Origin of the sequence: Bacillus sp. FSL K6-1145 (assembly GCF_038003425.1) — a bacterium.
Classification (GTDB): domain Bacteria; phylum Bacillota; class Bacilli; order Bacillales; family Bacillaceae; genus Bacillus; species Bacillus pumilus.
On sequence record NZ_JBBOPC010000001.1, the window covers coordinates 3675048 to 3687785 of the forward strand.

The following is a 12738-nucleotide window of genomic DNA, read 5'->3' on the forward strand; positions in this document are numbered from 1 at the left end:
TGACAAAGAGAGGTGCTTATTTTATTTTATCAATATAATTTTTAGGGCGAGAAAATATCTTTTTACTTAAAATCGGATATAGCATTAAACAGACAAGCAAATAAAGATTCAGCAAGCTGTATATCGGATACAAGAAAGCAATTAAATCGGCAAACCCAAGAGATGTCAAAGGCGCCATCAACAGAAGCATCACGAACACAACCAGCCAGCGGGGCAATGGTACAAAAGAGAGCATTCGGCTCGATAAACCAAATAAACCTGCCGCTGTCGTCGTATAAATGGCTAGACAAAGGACAACAGTCATAAACACAAACAATGATGTCGGCGCTCCTTCTAATACTGTAAACAAAGGAATGCCTTCTGCTGATAGGCTCCCAGAAATATCAACCAGTATTTCGTTATACACGTACGAGATGACCCCAAAAATCAGGCCGCTTAATATACTCGCCACTTTTGCCTCGCCAAGCCCCTTCATTTCTTTTCCAACCGAAGACAGCACTGCGACTACAGATAATATATTCAAAGAAGCAAAGACAATGCTGGCAGGCCAATTGTACTGCTGCCCAAAATCAATCCGCCACATATGATCATGGTTCATATAATAAAAAACAAATGCATAGATGAGCCCCGCCACCAAAATTGGTATAATGAAAGCATTCACAGATAAAAGCCCTTTCACATCCCAGAAAAAAATCATAAATGAAAACAGACAAAATGCACCGATGCCAATCCAAAATGGCACATGATACATCTCGAGTGTCACCCCGCCACCGGCAATCATGACTGTCGTTGTCGTGAATAAATAAAGGACAATTAAAACATCATACACTTTAGCCAGCCATGGACCGACAAGCCGCTCTAGCACTGGCACAAAGTGATCGGCACGTACCTCATAACTGATTTTCAACACCACATAGGTAGACAGCATAAACATCAATGTAAACAGTAGAATGGCTAGTCCACTATCAATGCCAAAAAACTGCCAAATTTCTTGGCCGGAAGCATACCCCGCTCCTATTAAGCTTCCTAAAATTAAAAGCGTCCACCTTGAACCAGCCTTCCACACAATCATCACCTCATAGGTATAGAATTAAGCTTGTTTCCGTATACTGTTACTAACTACTATGACAAGGAAGTGAGACCTATGAATAGCAAGAACGGTCTTTTTTTTAGAAATAGGGTGAAAGAATACGTGTCCCATACGGATACAAACGCCATTCAACAGCTTAAAAGTATTTTATTCTCGCATCTTCAGAAAGCAGGAAAAAGACCCGTTGCCATCGTTTGTATTGGAACAGACCGCTCAACTGGCGACTCTCTAGGTCCACTTGTTGGTACAAAGCTTTCAGGTCTTGATTTGAAAAAGCTTCATGTATATGGCACGCTCTCTGACCCAGTTCATGCGGTCAATTTAAAAGAAAAGCTCGCCGAAATTGAACAAGCTCATAAACATCCGTTTATTGTAGCGATTGATGCCTGTTTAGGAAGAGTGAAAAGTGTAGGCTCCTTCCAAATTGGAGATGGACCGTTAAAGCCTGGAGCAGGTGTACAAAAGGAACTGCCAGAGGTAGGAGATATTCATATTAATGGGATCGTCAATGTGAGCGGCTTTATGGAATACTTCGTTCTCCAAAACACACGCCTTCATCTTGTCATGTCTATGGCCAACACACTTTCTGAAAGTCTATCTCATATTGATCAAATGGATTGGACAAGAGAAAAAAGCCGTTCTCTCTTCGCTCCTATTCAAAATATCACTGGGAGAATATAAAAAAGACCATCTCGTATCAAGATGGTCACTCTGATGATTCTCTTGTAGAAAGCAATTCGAGGATTCTTTCTAAATCTTCGTTGGAGAGAAATTCAATCTCTATTTTTCCTTTTTTCTTCTGTTTCTTGATCGACACTGAAGTGCCAAAGTAGTTTTGTAAGAAAGACTCTCTTTCTTTCAACACTCGATCTTTTGGTGCTTCTTTTTTCTTTGTTTCACGTGGAACATTTTCGTTTAATTGCTGAACAAGTTTCTCAACCTGACGTACGTTTAACCCCTCGTCCACAATTTTCTTTACCAATGGCGCCAGCTTATTTTTATTTTTCAAGCTAAGCAATGTTCTTCCATGACCCATTGATAACTTTCCATCTGCAATCAGCTTTTGTACTTCATCCGGTAAAGTCAAAAGACGGAGATGGTTCGCAATATGCGGTCTGCTCTTCCCTAATCGCTTCGCTAATTCCTCTTGCGTCACACTTAAGTGATCTAGTAAGGAAGCATAGGCTTCCGCTTCTTCTAATGGAGATAAATCCTCGCGTTGCAGATTTTCTAAAAGGGCAATCTCTCTCATCAGCGTTTCTGAAAATTCTCTGACGATCGCAGGAATCGTTGTCAGACCAGCTTGTTGTGCTGCACGGAAACGACGTTCACCTGCTACAATGTCATATCCTTTAATCGATTTACGGACAATGATCGGCTGTAAAACACCGTGCTGCTGAATGGATTCTTTGAGATCAGACAATGCATCTTCATCAAACGTTTTCCTTGGCTGATACGGGTTTGGACGCAAATCCTTTATTTTGATTTCTTCAACCGTTTCTTCATTTGAGTCTACAGTGTTAAATAGTGCATTAATACCCTTTCCAAGACCTTTAGCCATTCGCATCCACTTCCTTTGCTAAGTCTAAATAGACATCTGCACCTCTTGAACGTGGATCATACAAGATAATCGGTTTCCCATGACTAGGCGCTTCACTCAGTCTTACATTTCGCGGAATCACGGTCTGATAGACTTTATCTCTAAAGTATTTCTTCACTTCTTCGATGACTTGAATCCCAAGATTTGTTCGTGCATCAAGCATTGTCAGCAAGACACCTTCAATGGCGAGATCCGTATTTAAATGTTTTTGCACGAGACGAACGGTGTTTAACAACTGGCTCAATCCTTCAAGCGCATAATATTCGCACTGTACCGGGATTAAAACGGAATCGGATGCTGTTAACGCATTAATCGTCAGTAATCCGAGTGATGGCGGGCAGTCAATAATCATATAATCATAATTTTGCTTAACAGATTCAAGTGCTCTCTTCAATCTCACTTCACGTGAAATCGTAGGCACAAGCTCTATTTCAGCCCCTGCAAGCTGTATTGTCGCAGGAATGACATCAAGATTTTCGACCTCTGTCGTCTTAATCACATCAAGAACATCTGCATCATCAACTAAAATATCGTACACGCACTTCTCTACGTCGGCCTTCTCAATCCCAATACCACTCGTGGCATTGCCCTGCGGATCAATATCAACTAACAACACTCGTTTACCTATGTATGCTAAACACGCACTCAAATTAACAGAAGTTGTCGTCTTCCCAACGCCGCCCTTCTGGTTGGTAATCGCTATGATTTTTCCCACGATGTCACCCACTTTCAACTTAACAAGTTTCTCATTCATTCATACTTCCTATTCTATCAAAAAAAGTATGAAACGTTTGCTTTTTTTGTTTCTCCATTATATATTCGTCAGCAAATGTCTATTTTCGTACATGAAAAGACGAACTTAAACGTAGTAAAAAATATATCAATATATCTTTTTGGAGAAAAAGATATGCATAAAAAACCCTCACTTCCATCATAAGTGAGGGGCACTTGTCAAAAATGTAATCCACCAATTGTACGGCCTTCGTTCACAATAATCTTAGGGGTCACCGTTTTATAGCTTCTCTTTTTTAAGAATCCATAGGGGGTCTTAATGGTAAATGTCGCATGTCCTACAGCATCGCCTGTTTTGGCATAGGCCTGCCACACAATCTTTGAACAATAAGTCGGGTCCAGTGATTGAATAGACATGGTGATGGAGTATCGAGCCTTTGGATGAGCTTTCACATAATCGCGCGCCCATTCCCCAGCTAGGTCTGCTGTTTTCTCTTGATTAATACGAATGACCTTTGTATTGGCATTATAGCGAAACCAGTTAAGAATGGAATCAAGCTGAGGATGCTGTCGAAACCCTGGAATAGAAGCAAAGCTCTTCTCATTAATGACGATACCTGCATGTCCAACGATGCCCTTCAAAGCATCAGTGTTTGTCACCAATATATCCCCTTTTTTAGGCAAAATATCAGTACCAGGATACGGCTTTCCTAAAAGGCGCTTGATGGTGTGCGGCTTTTCATCCGTCACAAACTCATCCTGCTTGTTTTGTTGTAAGCCATAAGCCTTCAAATGATCGCCAGCTGAAATCAGGTCAATTGTGTCGTCCTGAGACTCATGCTCATGATTTAATTGATCTAAAGTGATCTCCTTCGAAACAACACCTTGTTTCTTCAGGACGTTCAGTTCTTTTTTGGTCAGCGGACTTTCTTCTGCAGGAACCGTTGGCGAATTCACAGCAAATGTGGTTGTTTCATTTGTAAAAAGAGAAAAAGAAAATAGTAAATAACAAATAATAACAAAATTCGTCTTTTTCATTTTCATCGAGTCATGTCACCTCCTTTCCTCTATGAAAATCATATTTTACCAATTTGTGAATAATAAGTAAATATAAAGTAGAACCAATAAAAAAAGCTGACGAGTGGCTCTCATCAGCTTTTTTCTATTTAGGAATCCGAATTGTTAATTGGATATATTCCTCAAATTCTTCTTCCTCGGTATTTATTTTAAGCCCGCTGTCTTCTACCATATGGAGAGACTGACGAATGGTATTCATCGCAATTCGTGTATCACGACTAAACGCCTTACGTTTTGGCTTCGGTTTGCGATCTGTTTTTTGTTCAAGCATTTTCACTACACGCTCTTCAGTCTGTTTTACATTCAGCTGTTTTTCGATGATTTCCTGCAATAGCGCGATTTGTAATTCTGGAAGCTTTAGGGGTACAAGTGAACGTGCATGCCTTTCAGAGATTTTTTTCTCTAGGATGGCCTGTTGTACCTCTTCAGGCAACTTTAAAAGTCTTAATTTGTTTGCAACAGTTGATTGTCCCTTACCTAGACGCTGAGCAAGCGCTTCCTGTGTTAAATCATGAAGCTCTAAAAGACGTGCATAGGCATGAGCCTCTTCAATAGCAGACAGCTCTTCTCTTTGCAAATTTTCAATCAATGCCACAGATGCCGTTTCCGTATCAGTAAAATCTTTTATAATAGCGGGGATTTTCTCCCAGTGAAGAGTCTGTACCGCTCTCCAACGTCTTTCGCCGGCGATCAGTTCATATTTTCCTTCTTCTTCTGTCGGTCTGACAACAATAGGTTGGATAATGCCATGGGTATGAATCGTCGTGGCCAGCTCATGTATCTTTTCTTCTGAAAAAATGGTGCGTGGCTGAAAACGGTTTGGCATAATTGTGTCGACCGGGAGCTCCTGTATCTCTTCCTTTAATGTATCATGCTCAGCAATCTCTGCCTCTATTTCGGTTTCACGCTCAGGATGTTCTTTGTCACCAAGCCCGAAGAAGCGTGAGAGTGAATGCTTCATGAACCTACACCACCTTTAAAAACTACCTTTTTATAATTCTATTTTCTCATGTTTTTTCCTTCTGTAAAATCTTAAATATTGAAGAAAAACCGACCTTTTACATGATCAACCTTCTATTGGTGATTTATTAGGTGTTCCTGGTTTTCTAGGATATTTTTTTGGTGTTTGCTTTTTCTTTTCAATGACAATGATGTTCCGTTCGCTTTCTTCTAAAGGAAGGACAAAGGAATGCTTTTCAACAACCTCTCCTCCGAGGACAGTAACGGCTTTCTTCCCTGCTTGCATTTCTTCATCAGCAGCAGATGCTTTTAATGCCACAAACAATCCTTCCTTTTTTACAAGGGGCAGACATAGTTCGCTCAAGACGGATAAACGCGCAACTGCTCTAGCAGTGACAAGATCATAGCTTTCACGCTTTTCCTTACGTTGTCCAAACGTCTCCGCACGATCATGATAAAAAGTAGTATCTTGTAAGTTTAACCCTTTTGCTAACTCATTGAGAAACGTAATTCGTTTCTGAAGAGAATCAACAATGGTCACATGTAGATGAGGGAAGCAAATTTTAAGAGGAATGCTTGGGAAACCAGCACCAGCTCCTATATCGCAAATCGTCGTTACTTTGTGAAAATCAATGAAAAATGATGCGGAAATTGAATCATAAAAATGCTTTAAATACACTTCTTCCTTTTCAGTAATGGACGTCAAATTCATTTTCTCGTTCCATTCTACAAGCATGCGGAAGTAAGTTTCAAATTGTTCAAGCTGCACAGGAGAAAGAGTCATCCCTTTCTCCTCTAGTGCTGCTGTAAATTGTTCAATGTTCATGCCGACATCCTTTCTATTCTGCTATCTTCGCAATACGTCCCTGCTCTAAATATACTAAAAGGATAGAAATATCAGCAGGGTTAACGCCTGAAATACGAGAAGCCTGTGCAACAGAAAGCGGTCGGACTTCTTTCAGCTTTTGTTTCGCTTCAGTTGCAATCCCTTTGATGGCATCATAATCAATACGATCAGGAATCTTTTTGTTCTCCATCTTTTTCAGCTTTTCAACTTGTTGGAGTGACTTTTCAATATAACCTTCGTATTTAATTTGAATCTCTACCTGCTCACACACATCAGAAGGAAGCGGTGTTTCAGCAGGAGCTAACCTCACAACAGATTCATAGTTCATTTCTGGACGCTTCATCAAATCACTTGCACGAATACCGTCCTTCAGCTCACTTCCACCAAGTGAACGAATAAATTCTTGTGTCTCTACTGTGGGTTTAATGATGACAGAATATAAACGTTTTTTCTCTGCTTCAATGGCTTCTTTTTTCTGCTGGTATGCCTGGAATCTTTCTTGAGAAATTAATCCAATATGATAGCCAAGTTCAGTTAATCTTAAATCCGCATTGTCATGACGAAGAAGCAAACGATACTCTGCACGGGATGTCAAAAGACGGTAAGGTTCATTTGTTCCCTTTGTGACAAGGTCATCAATGAGAACACCGATATATGCATCAGATCGGCTTAAAATGACTTCTTCTTTACCCAATGCTTTTCTTCCTGCATTAATACCTGCCATAATCCCTTGACCTGCTGCTTCCTCATAACCTGACGTACCATTAATTTGGCCGGCTGTATATAATCCAGAAATTTTCTTCGTCTCAAGTGTAGGCCACAACTGAGTAGGCACAATTGCATCATACTCAATGGCATAACCCGCTCTCATCATTTGTACATTTTCGAGCCCTGGGATGGTGGAAAGCATGCGCTGCTGTACATCCTCTGGAAGACTTGTAGATAATCCTTGAACATACACTTCCTGCGTATTACGACCTTCTGGCTCTAAGAAAATTTGATGTCTTGGTTTGTCATTGAAACGAACCACTTTATCTTCAATGGAAGGGCAGTATCTAGGACCAGTTCCTTTAATCATACCTGAATACATTGGAGAACGGTGAAGATTCTCATCAATAATTTGATGTGTTTCTAAACTCGTATAAGTTAACCAGCATGGCAGTTGATCAGTAATATATTCAACCGTTTCATAGGAAAACGCCCGCGGTACGTCATCACCTGGTTGAATTTCTGTTTTACTATAGTCAATCGAGTGACTATTCACTCGAGGAGGTGTTCCTGTTTTAAAGCGAACCAAATCGAATCCTAACTCTGCTAGGTGATCCGATAATTTGATGGATGGCTGCTGGTTATTTGGACCACTTGAATACGATAGATCCCCTAAAATAATGCGACCTTTTAAGAAAGTCCCAGTCGTTAATACAACAGACTTCGCACGATAGTTTGCTCCTGTTTGGGTAACGACACCTTTACATTCATCATCTTCTACAATTAAATGATCCACCATCCCTTGAAGCATTGTCAGGTTCGGTTCATTTTCCATTGTTTTTTTCATTTCATGCTGATATTGGAACTTATCTGCTTGCGCTCTTAACGCACGGACAGCAGGTCCTTTCCCCGTATTCAGCATGCGCATTTGGATATGCGTCTTATCTATATTTCGTGCCATTTCTCCGCCCAGTGCATCAATTTCTCTAACGACAATCCCTTTTGCAGGACCGCCTACGGACGGATTACATGGCATAAAAGCAACCATATCGAGGTTGATAGTCAATACAAGTGTTTTGGCGCCCTGTCTTGCAGAAGCAAGAGCAGCCTCAACCCCAGCATGACCGGCACCCACGACGATGACGTCATAATTGCCAGCTTCATAACCCATTTCTTATGTTCCTCCCTTTACTTTCCTAAACAGAATTGAGAGAATAACTGATCAATCAAGCTTTCATGAACAGCATCTCCTATAATTTCACCGAGCTGTTCCCAGCAGCGTGTTAAATCTATTTGAACAATGTCGATCGGTACGTCCATTGCAATTCCTTCAAGAGCATCCTCAATTGATTGTTTTGCTGCCTGAAGTAAGGCAATATGCCTTGTATTACTTACATACGTTAAATCTCCACTTTCAATTGATCCAGTGAAGAACAGTGATTGAATCGCCATTTCTAGCTCATCAATGCCCTTTTCTTGTAATAATGATGTAGTGACCACCGGACGATCCTTCGCTAACTGCTTGACCTTTTCTACATCAAGCTTAGGCTCAAGGTCTGTCTTATTCACAATTACGATGATATCCATACCTGAGACAGCCTCAAAAAGCTTAATATCTTCTTCTGATAATTCTTCGCTATAATTGAGCACAAGTAAAATCAGGTCAGCTTCTTTTAAGACCTGTCTAGATCGTTCAACCCCTATACGTTCAACAATGTCCTCTGTCTCACGTATACCCGCAGTATCAACAAGACGGAGAGGTACACCTCTTACATTCACATATTCCTCAATGACATCTCTCGTAGTTCCAGGAATATCTGTGACAATCGCCTTTGTTTCCTGTACAAGGCTATTCAGCAAGGAAGACTTTCCAACATTCGGCCTTCCTATAATTACAGTGGATAAGCCCTCTCGAAGGATTTTCCCCTGCTGAGAGGTCGAGAGCAGCGACTCAATTTCTTTTTTGACCGATGTCGCTTTTTCCACTAAAACGCGATGTGTCATTTCTTCAACATCGTCATACTCTGGGTAGTCAATATTGACTTCAATATGCGCCAGTGTTTCTAGGATCTCGCCGCGCAGTCGCTGAACCAAACCGGAGAGTCGTCCCTCCATTTGAGTGATTGCTACATTCATCGCACGATCCGTCTTTGCCCGAATCAAATCCATGACAGCCTCTGCTTGCGATAGATCTATTCTTCCATTTAAGAAAGCACGCTTTGTGAACTCACCTGGCTCCGCTAATCTTGCTCCTTCTCTTAAAGCAAGCTGCAATACTTTATTGACCGTTACAATTCCGCCATGGCAGTTAATCTCAATAACGTCTTCTCTCGTAAATGTTTTTGGCGCTCGAAGTACTGACACCATGACCTCTTCTATTACTTGATCAGTCTTTGAATCCACGATATGACCATAATGAATGGTATGAGAATCCACTGATACAAGTTTTTTCTCCTTAGGCCCTTTATACATCCGATCAGCGATCTGTACCGCTTCAGGCCCACTTAAACGAATAATCGCAATTGCTCCTTCACCCATCGGTGTCGAAATGGCTGCAATTGTATCCATCGCTCAATCACCTCTTTCTCTACTTAATAGACAGTCTTTTATCTATTAAATGGACGTTGTCCATCTCTATATCAAAAACGCTTAATCCAAAATTTAAAGATACCATAAATGAAAGCGAAGTGAAAGTATCCTCCATCTAATTATCCACAGCTTGGCATCCTATCTATTTTAACACTTAACTTATCCACATGTGAATAACGACGTTCTCAACTTATCTTCACATCTTACACCGAAACCCAATAAATTTAAACGCCCCGATGCCTTTGTTTACTTGTGAAAATGGCATTTTCCACTCAAATTACACCCTAACTTTTTAGAAATAAAGGATGAATCTTCTATAGAAACACAATTTTTCAATAAAAAAAGACTAAAATCCAGCTTTGCTGAATTCTAGCCTTTCTGTTATTTTTTATACAGCACCACAACATGACGCTTGCTGCCTGTATCTTCCGATGCCGTTGCTAGTTCTTTAGAAAAAGCAGCGATCGTATCATGAATTACTTTTCGTTCGTTCGAAGGCATTGGTTCTAAATGAACCTTTCTCTTCGTTTTTAAAACTTTGTTTGCTGTCTTGACGGCATATTGTTCAAGTGCTTCTTGTCGCTTCTTCCTATAATCTCCAATATCAATGGTAATATGATGATACTGATCAGAATAGCGATTAAACACTAACTGTACCAAGGTTTCTAAAGAGTACAAAGTTTGACCTCTTTTTCCAATCATTAATGACGTTTTATCTCCATCAATGTGGAAAGAAATCTTTTTCGGTTCCTGTTTGGAAACAATCTTCGCTTTAGGATCAATTGATTTAACAATATTATCTAAATACTGTGTAGCTAATTTAAGAGCATTTCTCTTTTCTATCAATTTGACTACAGCTTGTCTTTTGCCAAATAATCCTAAGAACCCTTTATTTCCTTCATCAACTATTGTGATATCTACTTCTTCTTTTAGAAGCTGCATTTGTTTAAGTCCGGAATCTACTGCTTCTTCGATTGTGCGACCGACAGCAGTTATTTCCTTCATTTTTTATTCCCGCCAGCTTTTTCTTTTGTATCTAATTTTACTTGAGGAGTTTTAATCACTAATGTTTGGATGATCATGAAAATGTTACCTACAACCCAGTACAATGAAAGTGCTGCTGGGAAACTAATAGCAAATACAATGATCATAATCGGCATAACCCACAGCATGATCGCCATTTGAGGGTTGTCCGAAGGATTTCCAGCCATCATCAGTTTTTGCTGAATGAAAGTAGCTACCCCCGCAATGATCGGTAATAGGAACAATGGATCTGGACTGCCTAAGTCAAACCATAAGAATGTATGCTTTTTAATTTCTGCTGTTCTCATAATCGCATGATAAAAACCGATTAGGATTGGCATCTGAATTAAAATTGGGAAACAGCCAGCCAATGGATTGACGCCATTCTTTTGGAAAAGGGCCATTGTTTCCTGCTGAAGCTGCTGCTGAGTTTTTTGATCTTTAGAGCTATATTTTTCACGAAGTTTTTTCAATTCAGGCTGCAATGCTTGCATTGCTTTTGTACTTCTTAACTGCTTAATCATTAATGGTAAAATGAGCAAACGGATTAACAGTGTCACAATAATGATCGCAACCCCGTAGTTTTCACCAGTCAAATTTGCCATGTACGTGATTAATTGAGATAGCGGGTAAACAATATATGAGTTCCAGAATCCCTTACTATCTGATGTGATTGGTTCATTAATCTGTGTACATCCTGCCAATAGAACCAATGCGCCAATCAAGCTAAATATTAGTAATAATCGCCTTTTCAACAAGATTCCTCCCATTACTTCAAACTTTATTTAAGTTGGAATTGATTACGAAAGTGACTCACCTAATCAGTATGGTAACATTTTTTCATTACAAAGTGGTGGTTTCATTTTAATTCACTAGATGAAGGAAGCGCTTTTAAAAATTGATTCAACGAAAGTTTCTATTACGAAGACTTTTTCGGTTGTTGTTGATAAACAGCGGATTTTCTAAATAAATGTTGGAGAGACTTTTTTGTTTCTTCAAAGGTCAATTCACTTGCTGGTTTTCTTGCAATGACAATGTAGTCTTTTTCTTGCTTTAACTTATGACCTTCCTCTAAAAACACCTGGCGGATCAGTCGTTTAATACGATTTCTCATCACTGCATTACCAATCTTCTTACTGACAGACAATCCTAAACGCAGTTCATCTTGATTTGGTTGATCCAGCTGGTAAATAACGAATTGGCGGTTCGCCATTGATTGACCTTTTTTGAACACCTTTTGAAACTCTTCATTTTTTTTTAGCCTGTTTCGCTTCTTCATGTTTTCTTCCACTCCGATAAAAACTGACAGTTCAATTACGATTTTATGTAAAAAAGACCACTGACATTATTCAGTGGCCTAAGCTGATAATTTTTTTCTACCTTTGCTGCGGCGTCGCTTTAAAACTAGACGTCCGTTTTTAGAACTCATACGGCTGCGGAAGCCATGAACTTTACTACGCTTACGGTTATTTGGTTGAAACGTTCTTTTCATTTATGACACCTCCCTGAGGAATAGCTGTTTAAGACAGTCTAACTCATTATATTTGTGTAACCCATCGATTGTCAATATCAATGATAAAACTCTTATTATCAACCTTATAAGCATAACATAATTTATCAAACGAAGAAACCTTCTTTTTCAGTTTCCAACATTTTATTCTTTTTTTCCTCCTAAAAAGCCTCCAAAACAAGGGTGTGGATATTTTTCCGGCATATTTAGACTATCCACATCCATTATCGACATTTTTTTCACACAAATAACCGATGTGGATAATTATTTTTCAACAGGATGTAAAGTGTGTGGATAAGTTTGTGACACCCATTGCACCATCTCGTTTATTTTGATATTATATTTGTGTTTTAACTCTTAATTACTTATCTGACCTATTTGCGTTATCCACAATCTGTGGATAAGCTGTGGAAAGATATTACACAGGTTGTTGAATTGTTTATCCACAGGCTGTGTAATTTGTCGAAAAGACGTTTTTCTACTATATTATTTGTTTTCAACAATGTATGTGCACGAATGGTGATGACCATTTGCTCTTTTTCGTGTTCTATAACAGTTTGATACTGGTCATTTTAAAAAGAAAAGGAGGGGGGAGAAGCCTT

General features: G+C 39.5%; 13 protein-coding genes. 1 reads left to right on the forward strand and 12 read right to left on the reverse strand.

Annotated features, from left to right (window positions below; genetic code table 11):
* Positions 1–16: 16 nt before the first annotated feature.
* Entirely contained in the window at positions 17–1072 is a 1056-nt protein-coding gene (locus MHH41_RS18660) for a YkvI family membrane protein (RefSeq protein WP_106030161.1), read from the reverse strand.
* Between the two features lie 72 nt (positions 1073–1144).
* Between MHH41_RS18660 and yyaC the strand changes: the two genes are divergently transcribed.
* Positions 1145–1771, forward strand: a complete 627-nt coding sequence (gene yyaC, locus MHH41_RS18665) for a spore protease YyaC (protein ID WP_003215235.1) — start codon at positions 1145–1147, stop codon at positions 1769–1771.
* Positions 1772–1796: 25 nt separating this feature from the next.
* Here the strand turns inward: yyaC and MHH41_RS18670 are convergent, their stop codons facing one another.
* The 11 genes from MHH41_RS18670 to rpmH form a co-directional block, all read right to left on the reverse strand.
* Entirely contained in the window at positions 1797–2651 is an 855-nt protein-coding gene (locus tag MHH41_RS18670) for a ParB/RepB/Spo0J family partition protein (protein WP_003214953.1), read from the reverse strand.
* Positions 2644–3405, reverse strand: coding sequence for a sporulation initiation inhibitor protein Soj (gene soj / locus MHH41_RS18675; protein ID WP_034620351.1), 762 nt, complete (start codon positions 3403–3405; stop codon positions 2644–2646). Before soj ends, MHH41_RS18670 begins: the two co-directional genes overlap by 8 nt.
* A gap of 236 nt (positions 3406–3641) precedes the next feature.
* Positions 3642–4466: an orthopoxovirus pf05708 family protein gene (locus MHH41_RS18680; protein ID WP_268459991.1), complete on the reverse strand. Its 825-nt coding sequence runs from the start codon at positions 4464–4466 to the stop codon at positions 3642–3644.
* A gap of 118 nt (positions 4467–4584) precedes the next feature.
* Positions 4585–5460: a nucleoid occlusion protein gene (gene noc, locus MHH41_RS18685; protein ID WP_003214896.1), complete on the reverse strand. Its 876-nt coding sequence runs from the start codon at positions 5458–5460 to the stop codon at positions 4585–4587.
* Positions 5461–5565: 105 nt separating this feature from the next.
* The gene (gene rsmG, locus MHH41_RS18690; RefSeq protein ID WP_003215161.1) at positions 5566–6285 is read right to left on the reverse strand and encodes a 16S rRNA (guanine(527)-N(7))-methyltransferase RsmG; all 720 of its coding nucleotides are present in this window, start codon (positions 6283–6285) and stop codon (positions 5566–5568) included.
* Positions 6286–6298: 13 nt separating this feature from the next.
* Positions 6299–8185, reverse strand: coding sequence for a tRNA uridine-5-carboxymethylaminomethyl(34) synthesis enzyme MnmG (mnmG, locus tag MHH41_RS18695; protein ID WP_340866656.1), 1887 nt, complete (start codon positions 8183–8185; stop codon positions 6299–6301).
* Positions 8186–8202: 17 nt separating this feature from the next.
* A complete protein-coding gene (gene mnmE, locus MHH41_RS18700; RefSeq protein WP_253621942.1) occupies positions 8203–9582 on the reverse strand; it encodes a tRNA uridine-5-carboxymethylaminomethyl(34) synthesis GTPase MnmE in 1380 nt (459 codons plus the stop codon).
* A gap of 402 nt (positions 9583–9984) precedes the next feature.
* Positions 9985–10608, reverse strand: a complete 624-nt coding sequence (gene jag / locus MHH41_RS18705) for an RNA-binding cell elongation regulator Jag/EloR (protein WP_003215074.1) — start codon at positions 10606–10608, stop codon at positions 9985–9987.
* Positions 10605–11387, reverse strand: a complete 783-nt coding sequence (spoIIIJ, locus tag MHH41_RS18710) for a YidC family membrane integrase SpoIIIJ (protein ID WP_095117972.1) — start codon at positions 11385–11387, stop codon at positions 10605–10607. Before spoIIIJ ends, jag begins: the two co-directional genes overlap by 4 nt.
* A gap of 158 nt (positions 11388–11545) precedes the next feature.
* Positions 11546–11905 carry a ribonuclease P protein component gene (gene rnpA / locus MHH41_RS18715; RefSeq protein ID WP_003214983.1) on the reverse strand — a complete coding sequence of 120 codons (360 nt, stop codon included), beginning with the start codon at positions 11903–11905 and terminating at the stop codon, positions 11546–11548.
* A gap of 78 nt (positions 11906–11983) precedes the next feature.
* The gene (gene rpmH / locus MHH41_RS18720) at positions 11984–12118 is read right to left on the reverse strand and encodes a 50S ribosomal protein L34 (RefSeq protein WP_008360908.1); all 135 of its coding nucleotides are present in this window, start codon (positions 12116–12118) and stop codon (positions 11984–11986) included.
* Positions 12119–12738 lie beyond the last annotated feature (620 nt).